The sequence below is a fragment of the Vibrio sp. 05-20-BW147 genome (assembly GCF_013369385.1).
Taxonomy (GTDB): Bacteria; Pseudomonadota; Gammaproteobacteria; order Enterobacterales; family Vibrionaceae; genus Vibrio; species Vibrio floridensis.
In genome coordinates this window covers 147142-164071 of sequence record NZ_SZTO01000008.1, presented here as the reverse complement: position 1 = coordinate 164071, position 16930 = coordinate 147142, and the positions used below count along the sequence as shown (strand labels likewise).

Annotated in this window: 32 protein-coding genes; 29 read left to right on the top strand and 3 right to left on the bottom strand. The window is 46.2% G+C overall.

Annotated features, from left to right (window positions below; translation table 11 throughout):
• The first annotated feature begins 193 nt into the window (after nucleotides 1–193).
• The 28 genes from rpsJ to rplQ all read left to right on the top strand — a co-directional run bounded on the left by rpsJ (nucleotide 194) and on the right by rplQ (nucleotide 13859).
• Complete coding sequence (rpsJ, locus tag FC652_RS09550; protein ID WP_004410492.1) at nucleotides 194–505, top strand: 30S ribosomal protein S10; 312 nt, start codon at nucleotides 194–196, stop codon at nucleotides 503–505.
• A 14-nt stretch (nucleotides 506–519) separates the two neighbouring features.
• The gene (gene rplC, locus FC652_RS09545) at nucleotides 520–1149 is read left to right on the top strand and encodes a 50S ribosomal protein L3 (RefSeq protein WP_011078831.1); all 630 of its coding nucleotides are present in this window, start codon (nucleotides 520–522) and stop codon (nucleotides 1147–1149) included.
• 16 nt (nucleotides 1150–1165) lie between these two features.
• Nucleotides 1166–1768 (top strand): 50S ribosomal protein L4, encoded by a 603-nt coding sequence (gene rplD, locus FC652_RS09540; protein ID WP_011078830.1) that lies wholly within the window; start codon nucleotides 1166–1168, stop codon nucleotides 1766–1768.
• The gene (gene rplW, locus FC652_RS09535; RefSeq protein ID WP_011078829.1) at nucleotides 1765–2067 is read left to right on the top strand and encodes a 50S ribosomal protein L23; all 303 of its coding nucleotides are present in this window, start codon (nucleotides 1765–1767) and stop codon (nucleotides 2065–2067) included. The genes rplD and rplW overlap by 4 nt, the downstream gene beginning before the upstream one ends.
• A gap of 16 nt (nucleotides 2068–2083) precedes the next feature.
• On the top strand, nucleotides 2084–2908 hold the full coding sequence (gene rplB, locus FC652_RS09530; protein WP_011078828.1) for a 50S ribosomal protein L2: 825 nt from the start codon (nucleotides 2084–2086) through the stop codon (nucleotides 2906–2908).
• A 21-nt stretch (nucleotides 2909–2929) separates the two neighbouring features.
• A complete protein-coding gene (gene rpsS / locus FC652_RS09525; protein ID WP_011078827.1) occupies nucleotides 2930–3208 on the top strand; it encodes a 30S ribosomal protein S19 in 279 nt (92 codons plus the stop codon).
• Nucleotides 3209–3218: 10 nt separating this feature from the next.
• Complete coding sequence (gene rplV / locus FC652_RS09520; protein WP_005528535.1) at nucleotides 3219–3551, top strand: 50S ribosomal protein L22; 333 nt, start codon at nucleotides 3219–3221, stop codon at nucleotides 3549–3551.
• Between the two features lie 18 nt (nucleotides 3552–3569).
• Entirely contained in the window at nucleotides 3570–4271 is a 702-nt protein-coding gene (rpsC, locus tag FC652_RS09515) for a 30S ribosomal protein S3 (RefSeq protein WP_176298378.1), read from the top strand.
• An 11-nt stretch (nucleotides 4272–4282) separates the two neighbouring features.
• Entirely contained in the window at nucleotides 4283–4693 is a 411-nt protein-coding gene (gene rplP, locus FC652_RS09510) for a 50S ribosomal protein L16 (RefSeq protein ID WP_004728605.1), read from the top strand.
• Entirely contained in the window at nucleotides 4693–4884 is a 192-nt protein-coding gene (gene rpmC / locus FC652_RS09505; RefSeq protein ID WP_004410456.1) for a 50S ribosomal protein L29, read from the top strand. Before rplP ends, rpmC begins: the two co-directional genes overlap by 1 nt.
• Entirely contained in the window at nucleotides 4884–5138 is a 255-nt protein-coding gene (gene rpsQ, locus FC652_RS09500; protein WP_038963691.1) for a 30S ribosomal protein S17, read from the top strand. Before rpmC ends, rpsQ begins: the two co-directional genes overlap by 1 nt.
• Nucleotides 5139–5300: 162 nt before the next feature.
• The gene (gene rplN, locus FC652_RS09495; RefSeq protein ID WP_017420316.1) at nucleotides 5301–5672 is read left to right on the top strand and encodes a 50S ribosomal protein L14; all 372 of its coding nucleotides are present in this window, start codon (nucleotides 5301–5303) and stop codon (nucleotides 5670–5672) included.
• A gap of 13 nt (nucleotides 5673–5685) precedes the next feature.
• Nucleotides 5686–6003, top strand: a complete 318-nt coding sequence (gene rplX / locus FC652_RS09490) for a 50S ribosomal protein L24 (RefSeq protein WP_017420317.1) — start codon at nucleotides 5686–5688, stop codon at nucleotides 6001–6003.
• A 26-nt stretch (nucleotides 6004–6029) separates the two neighbouring features.
• Nucleotides 6030–6569, top strand: a complete 540-nt coding sequence (gene rplE, locus FC652_RS09485) for a 50S ribosomal protein L5 (RefSeq protein ID WP_011078821.1) — start codon at nucleotides 6030–6032, stop codon at nucleotides 6567–6569.
• Between the two features lie 17 nt (nucleotides 6570–6586).
• Entirely contained in the window at nucleotides 6587–6892 is a 306-nt protein-coding gene (gene rpsN / locus FC652_RS09480) for a 30S ribosomal protein S14 (RefSeq protein ID WP_176298377.1), read from the top strand.
• 30 nt (nucleotides 6893–6922) lie between these two features.
• On the top strand, nucleotides 6923–7315 hold the full coding sequence (rpsH, locus tag FC652_RS09475) for a 30S ribosomal protein S8 (RefSeq protein ID WP_011078819.1): 393 nt from the start codon (nucleotides 6923–6925) through the stop codon (nucleotides 7313–7315).
• A 12-nt stretch (nucleotides 7316–7327) separates the two neighbouring features.
• Nucleotides 7328–7861 (top strand): 50S ribosomal protein L6, encoded by a 534-nt coding sequence (rplF, locus tag FC652_RS09470; protein WP_176298376.1) that lies wholly within the window; start codon nucleotides 7328–7330, stop codon nucleotides 7859–7861.
• Between the two features lie 9 nt (nucleotides 7862–7870).
• Nucleotides 7871–8224, top strand: a complete 354-nt coding sequence (gene rplR, locus FC652_RS09465) for a 50S ribosomal protein L18 (RefSeq protein WP_011078817.1) — start codon at nucleotides 7871–7873, stop codon at nucleotides 8222–8224.
• Between the two features lie 14 nt (nucleotides 8225–8238).
• A complete protein-coding gene (gene rpsE / locus FC652_RS09460) occupies nucleotides 8239–8742 on the top strand; it encodes a 30S ribosomal protein S5 (RefSeq protein ID WP_011078816.1) in 504 nt (167 codons plus the stop codon).
• A gap of 7 nt (nucleotides 8743–8749) precedes the next feature.
• Nucleotides 8750–8926 (top strand): 50S ribosomal protein L30, encoded by a 177-nt coding sequence (gene rpmD, locus FC652_RS09455; RefSeq protein ID WP_011078815.1) that lies wholly within the window; start codon nucleotides 8750–8752, stop codon nucleotides 8924–8926.
• Between the two features lie 6 nt (nucleotides 8927–8932).
• A complete protein-coding gene (gene rplO / locus FC652_RS09450) occupies nucleotides 8933–9367 on the top strand; it encodes a 50S ribosomal protein L15 (RefSeq protein WP_176298375.1) in 435 nt (144 codons plus the stop codon).
• A gap of 20 nt (nucleotides 9368–9387) precedes the next feature.
• Nucleotides 9388–10722 carry a preprotein translocase subunit SecY gene (secY, locus tag FC652_RS09445; protein ID WP_176298374.1) on the top strand — a complete coding sequence of 445 codons (1335 nt, stop codon included), beginning with the start codon at nucleotides 9388–9390 and terminating at the stop codon, nucleotides 10720–10722.
• Nucleotides 10723–10760: 38 nt separating this feature from the next.
• On the top strand, nucleotides 10761–10874 hold the full coding sequence (gene rpmJ / locus FC652_RS09440; RefSeq protein ID WP_000868186.1) for a 50S ribosomal protein L36: 114 nt from the start codon (nucleotides 10761–10763) through the stop codon (nucleotides 10872–10874).
• Nucleotides 10875–11020: 146 nt separating this feature from the next.
• The gene (gene rpsM / locus FC652_RS09435; protein ID WP_011078812.1) at nucleotides 11021–11377 is read left to right on the top strand and encodes a 30S ribosomal protein S13; all 357 of its coding nucleotides are present in this window, start codon (nucleotides 11021–11023) and stop codon (nucleotides 11375–11377) included.
• An 18-nt stretch (nucleotides 11378–11395) separates the two neighbouring features.
• On the top strand, nucleotides 11396–11785 hold the full coding sequence (rpsK, locus tag FC652_RS09430; RefSeq protein WP_005597095.1) for a 30S ribosomal protein S11: 390 nt from the start codon (nucleotides 11396–11398) through the stop codon (nucleotides 11783–11785).
• A gap of 27 nt (nucleotides 11786–11812) precedes the next feature.
• Nucleotides 11813–12433, top strand: a complete 621-nt coding sequence (rpsD, locus tag FC652_RS09425; RefSeq protein ID WP_176298373.1) for a 30S ribosomal protein S4 — start codon at nucleotides 11813–11815, stop codon at nucleotides 12431–12433.
• Nucleotides 12434–12456: 23 nt separating this feature from the next.
• The gene (gene rpoA / locus FC652_RS09420; RefSeq protein ID WP_010445384.1) at nucleotides 12457–13449 is read left to right on the top strand and encodes a DNA-directed RNA polymerase subunit alpha; all 993 of its coding nucleotides are present in this window, start codon (nucleotides 12457–12459) and stop codon (nucleotides 13447–13449) included.
• Between the two features lie 26 nt (nucleotides 13450–13475).
• Nucleotides 13476–13859, top strand: coding sequence for a 50S ribosomal protein L17 (rplQ, locus tag FC652_RS09415; RefSeq protein ID WP_011078810.1), 384 nt, complete (start codon nucleotides 13476–13478; stop codon nucleotides 13857–13859).
• Nucleotides 13860–14037: 178 nt separating this feature from the next.
• On the opposite strand, the gene FC652_RS09410 is transcribed toward rplQ, so the two are convergent.
• A complete protein-coding gene (locus FC652_RS09410; RefSeq protein WP_176298372.1) occupies nucleotides 14038–14658 on the bottom strand; it encodes an FKBP-type peptidyl-prolyl cis-trans isomerase in 621 nt (206 codons plus the stop codon).
• 227 nt (nucleotides 14659–14885) lie between these two features.
• On the opposite strand from FC652_RS09410, the gene FC652_RS09405 reads away from it, so the two are divergent.
• Nucleotides 14886–15449, top strand: a complete 564-nt coding sequence (locus FC652_RS09405) for a LysM-like peptidoglycan-binding domain-containing protein (RefSeq protein WP_176298371.1) — start codon at nucleotides 14886–14888, stop codon at nucleotides 15447–15449.
• Nucleotides 15450–15516: 67 nt separating this feature from the next.
• On the opposite strand, the gene FC652_RS09400 is transcribed toward FC652_RS09405, so the two are convergent.
• Together FC652_RS09400 and FC652_RS09395 are read right to left on the bottom strand one after the other, a co-directional pair.
• Entirely contained in the window at nucleotides 15517–16410 is an 894-nt protein-coding gene (locus FC652_RS09400) for a DMT family transporter (protein ID WP_176298370.1), read from the bottom strand.
• Nucleotides 16407–16862 (bottom strand): GNAT family N-acetyltransferase, encoded by a 456-nt coding sequence (locus FC652_RS09395; RefSeq protein ID WP_176298369.1) that lies wholly within the window; start codon nucleotides 16860–16862, stop codon nucleotides 16407–16409. The genes FC652_RS09400 and FC652_RS09395 overlap by 4 nt, the downstream gene beginning before the upstream one ends.
• Between the last annotated feature and the right edge of the window lie 68 nt (nucleotides 16863–16930).

Sequence of the window (16930 nt, the reverse complement as noted above, 5' to 3'; positions counted from 1 at the left end):
ATTAGCTTATCTATTTTAGTGTTCCTATCTGATAGCGTTCCTTTCATAGATACATGGTTAATCGAAAATTAACTGACAATGCGTCCTAATCTTGGATGCTACGGTTTCACATAAATCAATCGGCATTCTCTCGTCTTAACGAGTTTGAGTGGCGATATTGTTTGTGTAATTTTTAATATTGGAGCTCTGTCTCATGCAGAACCAACGTATCCGTATCCGCCTTAAAGCTTTCGATTACAAACTAATCGACGCTTCAACAGCGGAAATCGTTGAAACAGCTAAGCGCACTGGCGCACAGGTTCGTGGTCCAATCCCACTACCTACTCGTAAAGAGCGTTTCACCGTTCTTATCTCTCCACACGTTAACAAGAAAGCTCGTGACCAGTACGAAATTCGTACTCACAAGCGTCTAATCGACATCGTTGAGCCAACAGACAAAACTGTTGACGCTCTGATGCGTCTAGACCTTGCTGCAGGCGTTGACGTTCAAATTAGCCTAGGTTAAGGGAGATTAGAAGAATGATTGGTCTAATCGGTCGTAAAGTGGGCATGACCCGCGTATTTACTGAAGAAGGCGTTTCTATCCCTGTAACTGTTGTTGAGGTTGAAGCGAACCGTGTTGCTCAAGTGAAAACTCTTGAGACTGACGGCTATGCAGCAATCCAAGTTACAGCTGGTACAAAGAAAGCTAACCGCGTAAACAAAGCTGAAGCAGGTCACTTTGCTAAAGCTGGCGTTGAAGCTGGTCGTGGTCTTTGGGAATTCCGTTTAGAAAACGGCGAAGAGTTTGCAGTTGGTTCAGAACTAACTGTTGAACTATTCAACGAAGTTAAAAAAGTAGACGTTACTGGTACATCTAAGGGTAAAGGTTTCCAAGGCACTGTTAAGCGCTGGAACTTCCGCACTCAAGATATGACTCACGGTAACTCATTGTCTCACCGTGCTCCTGGTTCTATCGGTCAATGTCAGACTCCAGGTCGCGTATTTAAAGGCAAGAAAATGGCAGGTCACATGGGTGCTGAGCGTGTAACGACTCAAAACCTAGAGATCGTACGTGTTGACGCTGAGCGCAATCTGCTTCTTATTAAAGGTGCAGTCCCTGGCGCAACTGGCGGTAACGTGATCGTTAAACCAGCTGTTAAAGCATAACGTCTAGGAGTAAGTAATGGAATTGATGGTTAAAGGTGCTGCTGCACTAACTGTTTCCGAAGCTACTTTCGGACGTGAGTTCAACGAAGCTCTTGTTCATCAAGTAGTTGTTGCGTACGCAGCAGGTGCTCGTCAAGGTACTCGTGCTCAAAAAACACGTTCAGAAGTTTCTGGCGGTGGTGCTAAGCCATGGCGTCAAAAAGGTACTGGCCGTGCACGTGCTGGTACAATCCGTAGCCCACTATGGCGTACAGGTGGTGTTACTTTTGCTGCGAAACCACAAGATCACAGCCAAAAAGTAAACAAGAAAATGTACCGTGGTGCGATGAAGAGCATTCTTTCTGAGCTAGTTCGTCAAGAGCGTCTAATCGTTGTTGATAACTTCTCTGTTGAAGCACCAAAAACGAAAGAGCTAGTTGCTAAGCTTAAAGAACTTGAGCTAAACGACGTGCTTATCGTAACTGGCGAAGTAGACGAGAATCTATTCTTAGCTGCACGTAACCTATACAAAGTTGACGCACGTGACGTAGCTGGTATTGACCCAGTTTCTCTAATCGCGTTTAACAAGGTTCTAATGACTGCTGACGCAGTTAAGCAAGTTGAGGAGATGCTGGCATGATCACTCAAGAGCGTCTACTAAAAGTTCTACGTGCACCGCACATCTCTGAAAAAGCAACTATGGCAGCTGAGAAAGCGAACACTATCGTTTTCAAAGTAGCGAAAGATGCAACTAAGAAAGAGATCAAAGCAGCTGTAGAACAGCTATTTGAAGTTGAAGTTAAGTCTGTAAATACTCTTATCACTAAGGGTAAGACCAAGCGTCAAGGTCTACGCCAAGGCCGTCGTTCAGACGTGAAGAAAGCGTACGTTACTTTGAAAGAAGGTCAAGATCTTGACTTTGTTGGCGGCGCGGAATAACAGGAGTAGTTGAATAATGGCTATTGTTAAATGTAAGCCGACTTCGGCTGGTCGTCGTCACGTTGTTAAAGTTGTTAACGCTGACCTACACAAGGGCAAGCCTTACGCACCTCTTCTAGAGAAAAACTCTAAGAACGGTGGTCGTAACAACAACGGTCGTATCACAGTACGTCACATCGGTGGTGGTCATAAGCAACACTACCGTGTAGTTGACTTCAAACGTACTAAAGACGGTATCCCAGCGAAAGTTGAGCGTCTAGAATACGATCCAAACCGTAGCGCAAACATCGCTCTAGTTCTGTACGCAGACGGTGAGCGTCGTTACATCATTGCACCTAAAGGTATGCAAGCTGGTGACGTTATCCAATCTGGTGTTGATGCACCGATCAAAGCGGGTAACACTCTACCAATGCGCAACATCCCAGTAGGTTCTACAATTCACTGTGTTGAATTGACTCCTGGTAAAGGTGCACAGTTGGCTCGTTCAGCGGGTGCTTACGCTCAGCTAGTAGCTCGTGATGGTTCTTACGTAACTATCCGTCTACGTTCTGGCGAAATGCGTAAAGTTCTATCTGAAGGTCGCGCAACAATCGGTGAAGTTGGTAACTCTGAGCACATGCTTCGTGAGCTTGGTAAAGCTGGTGCAAGTCGCTGGCGTGGTGTTCGTCCAACCGTTCGCGGTGTGGTAATGAACCCAGTAGATCACCCACACGGTGGTGGTGAAGGTCGTACTTCTGGTGGCCGTCATCCAGTTTCACCTTGGGGTGTACCAACTAAAGGCTACAAGACTCGTAGCAACAAACGCACTGACAAGTACATCGTACGTCGTCGTAACAAGTAATCTATATAAAGAGGAATCGCCATGCCACGTTCTCTCAAGAAAGGTCCATTTATTGACCTACACTTGCTGAAGAAGGTAGAGAAAGCGGTGGAAAGCGGAGACAAAAAGCCACTTAAGACTTGGTCCCGTCGTTCAATGATCATCCCTACGATGATCGGTTTGACCATCGCTGTCCATAATGGTCGTCAGCACGTTCCAGTTTTCGTTACCGAAGAAATGATCGGTCACAAACTGGGTGAATTCGCACCAACTCGTACTTACCGCGGTCACGCTGCGGATAAGAAAGCTAAGAAGCGTTAAGGAGTAAATAATGGAAGCTATTGCTAAACATAACTTTGCTCGCATTTCGCCTCAGAAAGCTCGCTTAGTTGCGGATCTAATCCGTGGTAAATCTGTTGACCAAGCTCTTGAAATCCTAACGTTCAGCAACAAAAAAGCTGCTGTACTAGTTAAGAAAGTTCTTGAGTCTGCTATCGCTAACGCGGAGCACAACGAAGGTGCAGATATTGACGATCTGAATGTTGCAAAAATCTTTGTAGATGAAGGCCCAACCATGAAGCGTATTATGCCTCGTGCAAAAGGTCGTGCGGATCGTATCTTGAAGCGTTCAAGCCACATCACTGTTGTTGTAGCAGATCGCTAGAGACTAGGAGAGTAAGCAATGGGTCAAAAAGTACATCCTAATGGTATTCGTCTAGGCATCGTTAAGCCTTGGAATGCTACATGGTTTGCTAACACCAAAGATTTCGCTGACAACCTAGACGGCGACTTCAAGGTACGTCAGTTCCTAACTAAGGAACTAGCAAAAGCGTCTCTATCACGCATCGTTATCGAGCGTCCTGCTAAGAGCATTCGTGTGACTATTCACACTGCTCGCCCAGGTATCGTTATCGGTAAGAAAGGTGAAGACGTTGAGAAGCTACGCACAGCTGTAGCAAAAATCGCAGGTGTACCAGCGCAAATTAACATCGCTGAAGTACGTAAGCCTGAACTAGATGCGCAACTTGTTGGTGACAGCATCGCGTCTCAGCTAGAGCGTCGTGTTATGTTCCGTCGTGCTATGAAGCGCGCAGTACAAAACGCAATGCGTCTAGGTGCTAAGGGTATCAAAGTGGAAGTAAGTGGCCGTCTAGGCGGTGCTGAAATCGCACGTTCTGAGTGGTACCGTGAAGGCCGTGTGCCTCTACACACTCTACGTGCAGACATTGATTACGCAACTTCTTCGGCTCACACCACATACGGTGTAATCGGCATTAAAGTTTGGATCTTCAAAGGTGAGATTCTAGGCGGTATGCCAGCAGCAACTGAAGCTGCAGAGCCAAAGGCTGACAAGCCTAAGAAGCAGCGTAAAGGCCGTAAGTAAGGAGTCGACAGATGCTACAACCTAAACGTACTAAGTTCCGTAAGGTTCATACTGGTCGTAACCGCGGTCTAGCTAAAGGTACTGAAGTAAGCTTTGGTTCTTTTGGTCTTAAAGCTGTTGGCCGTGGTCGTTTGACTGCTCGTCAAATCGAAGCTGCACGTCGTGCTATGACGCGTCATATCAAGCGTCAAGGTAAAATCTGGATCCGTGTGTTCCCAGACAAACCAATCACAGAAAAACCACTTGAAGTTCGTCAAGGTAAGGGTAAAGGTAACGTTGAGTACTGGGTAGCCCAAATCCAACCTGGTAAGGTTATGTACGAAGTTGATGGTGTACCTGAAGAATTGGCTCGTGAAGCGTTCCGCCTAGCGGCTCGCAAACTGCCATTCAAGACTACATTTGTAACTAAGCAGGTGATGTGATGAAAGCACAAGATCTACGCGAAAAGAGCGTTGAAGAGCTTAACGCTGAGCTATTGAATTTGCTACGTGAACAGTTCAACTTGCGCATGCAAGCTGCAACTGGTCAACTTCAGCAGACTCATACTCTGAAAGCTGTACGCCGTGATATCGCACGTGTGAAAACTGTTTTGACTGAGAAGGCAGGCGCATAATGAGCGACAAAATTCGTACTCAACTAGGTCGTGTTGTTAGCGACAAGATGGACAAGTCTATCGTTGTTGCTATCGAGCGCATGGTGAAGCACCCTATCTACGGTAAATTCGTTAAGCGCACGACTAAAGTTCACGCACATGACGAAAACAACGAGTGTGGCATTGGCGACACTGTTGAAATCGTTGAGTGTCGTCCACTGTCTAAGACTAAGTCTTGGACTTTGGTAAAAGTTGTAGAAAAAGCGAAGATCTAATCTTCACTATTCTATGAATATAAACGGCTCCAAAAATTTTTTGGGGCCGTTTATTTTTTGACTACCCAATCACAAAAAAGGGTGGTACAATTCGCGTCCCTTATAAAGAGGCAGCCCGACCCGAGAGGGTCTAGTTTTTTTAATATTTAGCGGAGCACTAACATGATCCAAATGCAAAGTATGCTGGACGCAGCTGATAACTCAGGCGCTCGCAGCGTAATGTGTATTAAGGTTCTGGGTGGCTCTCACCGCCGTTATGCACATATCGGTGACGTTATCAAAGTTACTGTTAAGGAAGCAATTCCTCGCGGTAAAGTTAAAAAAGGTGACGTTCTGAAGGCGGTGGTAGTTCGCACCCGTAAAGGCGTACGTCGTCCAGACGGTTCTGTCATTCGCTTCGACCGAAATGCTTGCGTACTGTTGAACAACAACAGTGAGCAACCTATCGGTACACGTATCTTTGGTCCTGTGACTCGCGAACTTCGTGGCGATAAGTTCATGAAGATCGTTTCACTGGCTCCAGAAGTTCTGTAAGGAGCGGCAAATAATGGCAGCTAAAATCCGTCGTAACGACGAAGTAATCGTTCTTGCTGGTAAAGATAAAGGCAAGAAAGGTAAAGTAACTAAGGTCCTAGCAACTGGTAAAGTTGTTGTTGAAGGTATCAACCTAGTTAAGAAACATCAGAAACCTGTTCCAGCTCTAGGTATCCAAGGCGGTATCGTTGAGCAAGAAGCAGCTATCGACGTTTCTAACGTGGCTATCTTCAATGCAGCTACTGGCAAAGCTGACCGTATCGGTTTCCGTTTTGAAGACGGCCAAAAGGTTCGTTTCTTCAAGTCTAACGGTGAAACTGTTTCTAACTAATTTAGAAAGTAATTTGGAGTTCTACTATGGCGAAACTGCATGATTACTACAAGTCGTCTGTAGTCGCTGAACTGACCAAACAGTTCGGTTACACAAGCGTCATGCAAGTCCCTAGAATCGAAAAGATCACCCTTAACATGGGTGTGGGCGATGCTATCAACGATAAGAAACTGCTAGAAAACGCAGCTGCTGATATGGCAACGATCTCTGGTCAAAAGCCACTTATCACTAAAGCGCGTAAGTCTGTTGCAGGCTTCAAAATTCGTGAAGGCTACCCAATCGGTTGTAAAGTAACCTTGCGTGGCGAACGTATGTGGGATTTTATGGAGCGTCTAATCTCTATCGCTCTTCCACGTGTACGTGACTTCCGTGGTGTTAACGCTAAGTCTTTTGACGGTCGCGGTAACTACAGCATGGGCGTTCGCGAGCAAATCATCTTCCCGGAAATCGACTTTGATAAAGTTGATCGTGTACGCGGTTTAGACATCACTATTACGACGTCTGCTGGTACTGATGAGGAAGGCCGTGCTCTGCTGGCTGCCTTTAACTTCCCATTCCGTAAGTAAGGTGAAGGGTTACTGTTATGGCTAAACAATCAATGAAAGCACGTGAAGTAAAACGTGCAAAGCTAGTAGCTAAGTTCGCTGAAAAGCGTGCTTCTCTAAAAGCTATCATCAGCGATGTAAATGTATCTGAAGAAGATCGTTGGAATGCGGTTCTAAAACTGCAAACTCTTCCACGTGATTCTAGTGCGTCACGTCAGCGCAACCGTTGTAACCAAACTGGTCGTCCACACGGTTACCTACGTAAATTCGGTCTGAGCCGTATCAAAGTTCGTGAAGCTTGCATGAAAGGCGAGATTCCTGGACTTCGTAAGGCTAGCTGGTAATTGCCACTTTAATCATTTGGAGTAAATCATATGAGCATGCAAGATCCGATTTCGGATATGCTGACCCGTATTCGTAACGGTCAGGCAGCAAACAAAGTTGCTGTTAAAATGCCTTCTTCAAAGCTGAAAGTTGCAATCGCTGCACTACTAAAGGCTGAAGGTTACATCGTTGACTTCGCTGTTGAAGGCGAAGCAAAACCTGAGCTAGAAGTTACTCTTAAGTACTTCCAAGCTAAACCAGTAATCGAGCAACTTAAGCGTGTTTCACGCCCAGGTCTGCGCGTCTACAAGAAGAAAGACGATCTGCCATCTGTAATGGGTGGTCTAGGTGTTGCTGTAGTTTCCACTTCCAAGGGTCTGATGTCAGACCGCGCTGCTCGCAAAGCAGGTCTTGGTGGTGAAATCATCTGCTACGTAGCTTAATAGGAGTAGAATATGTCTCGTGTTGCTAAAGCACCTGTCGCTATTCCAGCTGGCGTAGAGGTGAAACTGAACGGCCAAGAAATCACTGTAAAAGGTGCTAAAGGTGAACTATCTCGCGTTATCAACAACGCAGTAGTTGTCGCTCAGGAAGAAAACAAGCTAACTTTCGGTCCTCGCGAAGGTGTTGCTAACGCATGGGCTCAAGCAGGTACTGCTCGCGCTCTAGTTAACAACATGGTTGTAGGTGTTACTGAAGGCTTTACCCGTAAGCTAACCCTTAAGGGTGTAGGTTACCGTGCTGCTATTAAAGGCAACGCGGTTGGTCTAACTCTTGGCTTCTCTCACCCAGTTGAGCATGAATTGCCAGCGGGTATCAAAGCTGAGTGTCCTAGCCAAACTGAAATCGTTTTAACTGGTTGTGATAAGCAGTTGATCGGTCAAGTAGCAGCTGACATTCGTGCTTACCGCGCGCCTGAGCCTTACAAAGGTAAAGGTATTCGTTACGCAGATGAAAATGTGCGTAGTAAAGAAGCTAAGAAGAAGTAAGGTAACACTATGGATAAGAAAGCATCTCGCATCCGTCGTGCTACACGTGCACGTCGTAAGATTGCAGAACTTGGTGCAACTCGCCTGGTAGTACACCGTACTCCTCGCCACGTTTACGCTCAAGTTATCGCGGCAAACGGCTCTGAGGTTATCGCAGCAGCTTCTACTGTAGAAAAAGCGATCCGTGAGCAAGTGAAATACACTGGTAACATCGAAGCAGCTAAAGCAGTTGGTAAAGCTGTAGCAGAGCGCGCTCTTGAAAAAGGCGTATCTACTGTTGCATTCGATCGTTCTGGTTTCCAATACCACGGTCGAGTAGCGGCGCTAGCAGATTCTGCTCGCGAAGCTGGTCTGAAATTCTAAGGTAGGGTTGGAAGATGGCTAAAGAACAACAAGTTCAAGCGAATGATTTGCAAGAAAAGCTAATCGCAGTTAACCGTGTTTCTAAAACGGTTAAAGGTGGTCGAATCATGAGCTTTACTGCACTAACAGTAGTTGGTGATGGTAATGGTCGTGTAGGTTTCGGTTACGGCAAAGCACGTGAAGTACCTGCAGCGATCCAAAAAGCAATGGAAAAAGCGCGTCGTAACATGGTTACTATCGCACTTAACGAAGGCACACTTCACCACCCAGTGAAAGGTCGCCACTCGGGCTCTAAAGTTTACATGCAGCCTGCTGCAGAAGGTACTGGTGTTATCGCAGGTGGTGCGATGCGTGCAGTACTAGAAGTTGCTGGTGTACACAACGTACTGTCTAAAGCGTACGGTTCTACTAACCCAATCAACATCGTTCGTGCAACGATTGATGCGCTAGTAGACGTTAAGTCACCAGAAATGGTTGCTGCTAAACGTGGTCTAACTGTTGAAGCTATTTCGGAGTAAGAACACCATGGCAACTATCAAAGTAACACAAACTAAAAGCTCAATTGGTCGTCTACCTAAGCACAAAGCTACACTTCGTGGTCTAGGTCTTCGTCGTATCAACCACACAGTAGAACTTGAAGATACTCCGTGTATTCGCGGTATGATCAACAAGGTTTACTACATGGTTAAAGTTGAGGAGTAATCAGAAATGCGTTTGAATACTCTATCACCGGCTGCTGGCTCTAAGCATGCTCCTAAGCGTGTAGGTCGCGGTATCGGTTCTGGCCTTGGTAAAACAGGTGGCCGTGGTCACAAAGGTCAAAAGTCACGTTCTGGCGGTAAAGTTCGTCCAGGTTTTGAAGGCGGTCAGATGCCTCTAAAACAACGTCTACCAAAATTCGGTTTCACTTCTCGTAAGAGCCTAGTGTCTGCTGAAGTTCGCGTAGCTGAGCTAGCGAAAGTAACTGGTGACGTGGTAGATCTAAGCAGCCTTAAAGCTGCTAACGTTATCACCAAAAACATTGAGAACGTGAAAATCGTTCTTTCTGGTGAAATTAACAAGGCAGTGACTGTTAAAGGTCTACGTGTGACTAAAGGCGCTAAAGCTGCAATCGAAGCTGCAGGCGGCAAAATCGAGGAATAATCTCGAGGAACGAGGTACAGATGGCTAAGAAACCAGGACAAGATTTTCGTAGTGCTCAGAGCGGCTTAAGTGAATTAAAGTCGCGCTTATTATTCGTAATTGGTGCACTTTTAGTATTCCGAGCTGGCTCATTTGTGCCGATTCCTGGTATTGACGCAGCTGTACTTGCCGATTTGTTCGAACAGCAAAAAGGTACCATCGTTGAAATGTTTAACATGTTCTCCGGTGGTGCTCTTGAGCGTGCATCTATTTTAGCTCTGGGCATCATGCCGTATATTTCGGCATCTATTGTTGTCCAGTTGCTAACTGTAGTTCATCCAGCGTTAGCTGAACTCAAGAAAGAGGGTGAAGCAGGCCGTCGTAAGATCAGCCAATATACACGCTACGGCACGCTTGTACTTGCAACATTCCAAGCTATTGGTATTGCAACTGGCCTACCAAACATGGTCGACAATCTGGTCGTTATCGACCAAACCATGTTTACGCTAATTGCTACCGTGAGTTTAGTAACCGGCACCATGTTCTTGATGTGGTTAGGTGAACAAATTACAGAGCGTGGAATTGGTAACGGTATCTCGTTACTTATCTTTGCAGGTATTGTTGCTGGATTGCCTTCGGCAATCGGTCAAACAATCGAGCAAGCGCGTCAAGGTGAATTGCATGTACTTCTTCTGCTGTTAATCGCAGTTTTGGCTTTTGCTGTTATTTATTTCGTTGTTTTCATGGAGCGTGGTCAGCGTCGTATCGTTGTTAACTACGCGAAGCGTCAACAAGGTCGTAAAGTGTTTGCAGCGCAAAGCTCGCACCTACCATTGAAAATTAATATGGCTGGTGTAATTCCTGCGATTTTCGCATCAAGCATTATCCTGTTCCCTGGAACATTGGCCCAGTGGTTTGGTCAGAATGGTGAAAGCAGCGCGTTTGGTTGGTTAACTGACGTGTCATTGGCTCTAAGTCCTGGTCAACCTCTGTATGTAATGCTTTATGCAGCAGCGATTATTTTCTTCTGTTTCTTCTACACGGCGTTGGTTTTCAACCCGCGTGAAACAGCAGATAACCTGAAGAAGTCAGGTGCATTCGTACCCGGTATCCGCCCAGGCGAGCAGACAGCCAAGTACATTGATAAAGTAATGACGCGTTTAACCTTAGCTGGTGCGCTATATATTACCTTTATCTGTCTGATTCCGGAGTTCATGATGGTCGCGTGGAACGTACGTTTCTACTTCGGCGGTACATCACTACTTATCGTAGTGGTTGTAATTATGGACTTTATGGCACAGGTACAGACACATTTGATGTCTCATCAATATGAGTCTGTGTTGAAGAAAGCGAATCTGAAAGGCTACGGCCGTTAATCCGGCGGTAGTTTCAGTTTCAATTACGGAGTTTAGCAATGAAAGTTCGTGCTTCCGTTAAAAAAATCTGCCGTAACTGTAAAGTAATCAAGCGTAACGGTGTCGTTCGCGTGATTTGCAGTGAGCCAAAGCACAAGCAGCGCCAAGGCTAATCAGCAGAAATTTTTACTTGAAATAAAAGGTAGTGTCGAGTATATTCCTCGGCCTACCTTTTGCGTGCAAAAGAAGTAGTATCCCGCAGCGTATCCGACACGGGCTTTGCTGCGGATAATTCTTTTATGAAAACTAGGAGTGAATAATGGCCCGTATTGCAGGCATTAACATTCCTGATCAAAAACATGCTGTAATCGCACTAACTGCGATCTACGGTATCGGTAAGACTCGCTCAAAAGCTATCCTAGCTGACGTGGGTATTGCTGAAGATGTTAAGATCAGTGAACTAACTGAAGAGCAGATCGATCAACTGCGTGATGGTGTAGCTAAGTACACTGTAGAAGGTGATCTACGTCGTGAAGTATCTATGAACATCAAGCGTCTTATGGACCTTGGCTGTTACCGTGGTCTTCGTCATCGTCGCAGTCTACCTCTACGTGGACAGCGTACTAAAACCAACGCTCGCACCCGTAAGGGTCCGCGTAAGCCGATCAAGAAATAATCGGGAAGGTAGAGTACAATGGCTAAACAACCAACTCGCGCGCGCAAGCGCGTACGCAAGCAAGTTGCGGATGGCGTTGCGCACATCCATGCTTCTTTCAATAACACAATCGTAACCATCACTGACCGTCAAGGTAACGCTCTTGCATGGGCAACTGCAGGTGGTTCAGGTTTCCGTGGTTCTCGTAAGTCTACTCCGTTCGCTGCACAGGTTGCTGCTGAGCGTTGTGCTGAAATGGCTAAAGAATACGGTCTAAAGAACTTGGAAGTTATGGTTAAGGGTCCTGGTCCAGGTCGCGAGTCTACTGTTCGCGCACTGAATGCAGCTGGTTACCGCATCACAAACATCGTTGATGCTACGCCAATCCCTCATAACGGTTGTCGTCCACCGAAGAAACGTCGCGTTTAACGTTTCTAGGAAGATTGGAGAAGAATCATGGCAAGATATTTGGGTCCTAAGCTGAAGCTTAGCCGTCGTGAAGGCACTGACTTATTCCTTAAGTCTGGTGTACGCGCGATCGATACCAAGTGTAAAATTGATAACGCACCAGGTGTACACGGCGCTCGTCGCGGTCGTCTATCTGAGTATGGCGTTCAGCTTCGTGAGAAGCAAAAAGTACGTCGTATGTACGGCGTTCTAGAAAAACAATTCCGTAACTACTACGCAGAAGCTGCTCGTCTTAAAGGCAACACAGGTGAAAACCTACTTCAGCTTCTTGAAGGTCGTCTTGATAACGTAGTTTACCGCATGGGCTTTGGTGCAACTCGCGCAGAAGCACGTCAGCTAGTTAGCCACAAAGCTATCCTAGTAAACGGTAAAGTTGTAAACGTTCCTTCTTTCAAAGTAGCGGCTAACGACGTTGTTTCTATTCGCGAGAAAGCTAAACAGCAATCTCGTATTAAAGCAGCTCTAGAAGTTGCTGAACAACGTGAAAAACCAACTTGGATTGAAGTCGATGGTGGCAAGATGGAAGGTACATTCAAGCGTATGCCTGAACGTTCAGATCTATCAGCTGACATCAACGAACAATTGATCGTCGAGCTTTACTCTAAGTAAGGTTAAACTAAAGAGAGGACACAATGCAGGGTTCTGTAACAGAATTTCTTAAGCCACGTCTAGTTGACATCGAACAGATCAGCTCGACTCACGCAAAAGTAACTCTTGAGCCATTGGAGCGTGGTTTCGGCCATACTCTAGGTAATGCACTACGCCGTATTCTTCTATCTTCTATGCCAGGTTGTGCTGTGACAGAAGTAGAAATTGAAGGCGTTCTTCATGAGTACAGTACGAAAGAAGGCGTTCAAGAAGATATTCTTGAAATCCTACTAAACCTTAAGGGTTTGGCTGTACGTGTTGCCGAAGGCAAAGATGAAGTGTTCATTACACTGAACAAATCAGGCTCGGGCCCTGTGGTTGCAGGTGACATCACCCATGACGGTGATGTAGAGATCGCTAACCCTGAACACGTTATTTGTCATCTAACGGATGACAACGCAGAGATCGCAATGCGCATCAAAGTAGAACGTGGTCGTGGTTATGTTCCAGCTTCTGCTCGTATCCATACTGAAGAAGATGAGCGTCCAATCGGTCGCCTACTAGTAGACGCTACTTACAGCCCTGTAGACAAAATTGCCTACGCTGTAGAAGCAGCTCGTGTAGAACAGCGCACTGACTTAGACAAGCTTGTTATCGATATGGAAACGAACGGTACTCTTGAGCCTGAGGAAGCAATCCGTCGTGCAGCAACTATTCTTGCTGAACAATTGGATGCGTTCGTAGATCTTCGTGATGTACGTGTACCTGAGGAGAAGGAAGAGAAGCCAGAATTCGATCCGATCCTACTGCGTCCTGTAGACGATCTTGAACTAACAGTTCGCTCTGCCAACTGTTTGAAAGCAGAAGCGATTCACTACATCGGTGATCTAGTACAACGTACTGAGGTTGAGCTACTTAAAACTCCAAACCTTGGTAAGAAATCTCTTACAGAGATTAAAGACGTACTTGCGTCACGTGGTTTGTCTCTGGGCATGCGCCTAGAAAACTGGCCACCTGCATCAATCGCTGAAGATTAATCGATACTAGTTAGAAGGATTAGGTCATGCGCCATCGTAAGAGTGGTCGTCAACTCAACCGCAACAGCTCACATCGCAAAGCGATGTTCAGCAACATGGCTAGCTCTCTTGTACGTCATGAAGTTATCAAGACTACATTGCCAAAAGCTAAAGAGCTACGTCGCGTAGTTGAGCCTTTGATTACACTAGCTAAGACTGACAGTGTTGCTAACCGTCGTCTTGCGTTTGCACGTACTCGTGACAACGAAGTAGTTGCAAAGCTATTTAACGAACTAGGTCCACGTTTTGCTGCTCGTCAGGGCGGTTACACTCGTATCCTAAAAGCTGGCTTCCGTGCTGGTGATAAAGCTCCAATGGCTTACATTGAGCTTGTAGATCGCCCAGCTGCAGAAGAAGCTGCTGCTGAGTAATCAGGTTCGTAAGAACGGAAAAGCCGAGCATTAGCTCGGCTTTTTTGTTGACACAACCATGTAAGGTTGGCAAAAATTCCGCACCTCGCACCTCGCACCTCGCACCTCGCACCTCGCACCTCGCATATAAAAAAAGCCGACCGAAGTCAGCTTTTGCAATCCGTATAGAAATTACTGCTTAAACGATATCTAGCAGTTCTACTTCAAATACAAGTGCTGCAAATGGAGGGATAGATGCACCCGCACCACGCTCACCGTAAGCAAGATCGTGTGGGATGTAGAGTTTCCATTTAGAGCCTACAGGCATCAGTTGTAGTGCTTCAACCCAACCTTTAATCACGCCTGTTACTGGGAATTGCGCTGGTTGACCACGTGATACTGAGCTATCGAATACCGTCCCATCAACCAGTTCACCGTGGTAGTGAACACGTACAGTTTTGTCTGAAGTTGGGATTTCACCATTACCTTCAGTAATGATTTCGTATTGAAGGCCAGATTCAAGAACCGTGACTTCTGAACGAAGCGCGTTGTCTTTTAGGAAGGCTTCGCCGTCAGCCGCTGCCGCTTTTGCCGCTTCTGCACGAGCAGATTCTGCGCGAGTGTACAGCTCATGTAGTGCTTTGTTGATTTCGTCTACTTCTACCGCTGGCATGTCGCCAGTTAGAGATGTTGCGATACCCGCAGCGATGGCAGCAACGTTTAGGCCATCTAGACCTGAACCTGCTAGCTGCTGGCCCATTTGTAGGCCGATACCGTAGCTTGCTTTCTCTTCTACGGTTTCAAATTTAATGTCAGACATAAAAGTCACTCTTATTGAACGAATAAAGGCGAAAGGATAACAGTTTCAGCCCGATGTTTAAACGTTTCATCTCTCATCAAAAGGCCTTAAGAGAACCCGGGTGTTTGTTTTTGTTCACGCTTTTAAACCATTTTTACTTGGGAATGACTAACACTTGCAGCAAAGCACTATACTCAGCTGATTTGTATTTTTATACTTAAGTGCAAAGGGTTTGAGGAAGCACTAGCATGAATCGACGTAAAAAGAAAAAAGCGCAGGTTGATTATATTGCGCTGATAAAACAGCGTGTCGCTAATTTTGATGCAAAAGCCAAACTCATGGCTACACGCCAGCTCTGGCAGAGGTTGCCACGTCTCCATCAGCGTGCACTTTATGTTCTGGTGCCGATATTGTTGATTTTATTGGTTTGGCCAGCAAGTGAGCCTAAACAACAAGAGCTGGTGACGAAGGCACCACAACGTGTATCGTTAGATATCGATACCACGGGCTTGAGTGAGCAACGCACACAAGAGCAAAAAAGCTTAAAATCAGTCGCTTGGAAGGAGTATCTGGTACGCGATGGGGACACTTTGTCGCAAGTATTTCGTAACAACCAACTTGCTATGTCAGACCTCAATGCCTTGGTGAGGATCGAAGGGGATGACAAGCCTTTGAGTCAAATTAAACAAGGTCAGTTGGTGCGATTTAAGCTCAATGATGCTGGGCAACTGGATATTTTGCAGCTTGAGAAAGGCGCCACTTCGGTCATGTTCTTCCGTCTTTCTGATGGTGGCTTTGGCCGTAGCAAGTAACGATTAGCTTTGCCAAGTTGACGTTTAGTTACTGAGAAATAGGGCACACTGAGTGTGCCTTATTCTTTCATTCCTCGTACGAGGAGTTGCTGTCACGGATGGTCTCTTTTGCTCGATGTTTCTTTCTCAATCTTAGATGCTGGATAGGCATTAAAGGCAATATGATCAAAAGAATGCCCAGCCAAGTGAAGGTGTCCGGTATTTCACTGAACCATACGACGCCAATCACCGTCACGAAGATCAATCCAGAGTACTCCGAAAGCGCGATTTGGCCTGCGGGTGCTTTCCGATAGGCCGCCACGGCTAACCCGTTATAACCAAGAATGCACAGTGCGCTAATAGCAACGTATAGAACGTGATCTAACTGGATGGGTTGCCAGAAAAAGGCCGCCAGCAATGCTGCCACAGGTAGGGAAAAGAGCGTGGTCCACCACAATGTTGTCACTACCGATTGTTGCGCTGGTAGCTTTCTTACCAAGATATTGAACAGAGCTAATGTTGCCGCGGTACCCAAAGCACACAAGGCGGCCCAATGGAAATGTGATGGTCTCAACACAATCAAAACACCAATAAAGCCGATAGTGGTTGCGATGATTTTGCCTAAAGAAGGGCGCTCTTTTAATAGCCAGACCGAGAGTGGCAACATGAGTAGCGGTGCTGCGTAGAAAATGGCGTTGGCCGTGGCGAGTGGTAAATAGGTGATTGATACCATCATGCAACCGCTACCAACTAAAATCAGGTGTGCGCGAGTTAGAGTCACCTTAGGTTGTGATAATGAGCGTAGCTCGCGGCCTTGTGTTAACCAAAAAGGAGTCAATATGAGAAGTGAGCACAGCTGGCGTAAAAACATGTATTGAAAGGGTGAAATGCCACCGTCGAGCAGTTTCACCGCCACGTCAGAAAGGGTGGCGAATAGATTACCCAAAACCAGCAGAGCAATAGCGACTTGAGGCGTTGTCATCTCGCGTGCTTTTTCATATCGACATGAGGTATGCCATCTTCTAAGTACATCTCTGATGTAGTTTGAAAACCATGGTGTTGATAGAAACCTTCTAAGTGTTGCTGGGCTCCAATTTCAATGGCGGCCCCAGGCCAAAGCTGCTCACAGTGCGTCAAGGCTTGGTTTAGTAGCTGATGTCCTAATCCTTCGCCGCGCGCAGATTTAAGCGTAGCGACTCGACCAATGGAGACATTCTCGTACGTAGTGCCCGCAGGCAACAGACGACTGCACGCGACAAGCTGACTATTTTGGTAACCGAGTAAGTGCTGTACTCCGGGTTTCGTATCGTGCCCATCCAATTCTGGATAAGGGCAGTTTTGCTCAACAACAAAAACGTCAACACGCAGTTTGAGAAGTTCATAGAGCTGCTGAGTGGAAAGCTGTGAAAAAGGCAGGAGTTGCCATTGGGTCATCGTTATTGTTCCTTACGCCATTGATTAGTGGAATGTACGGCTTGTGTCGCTCGTTTGCCATTAACATA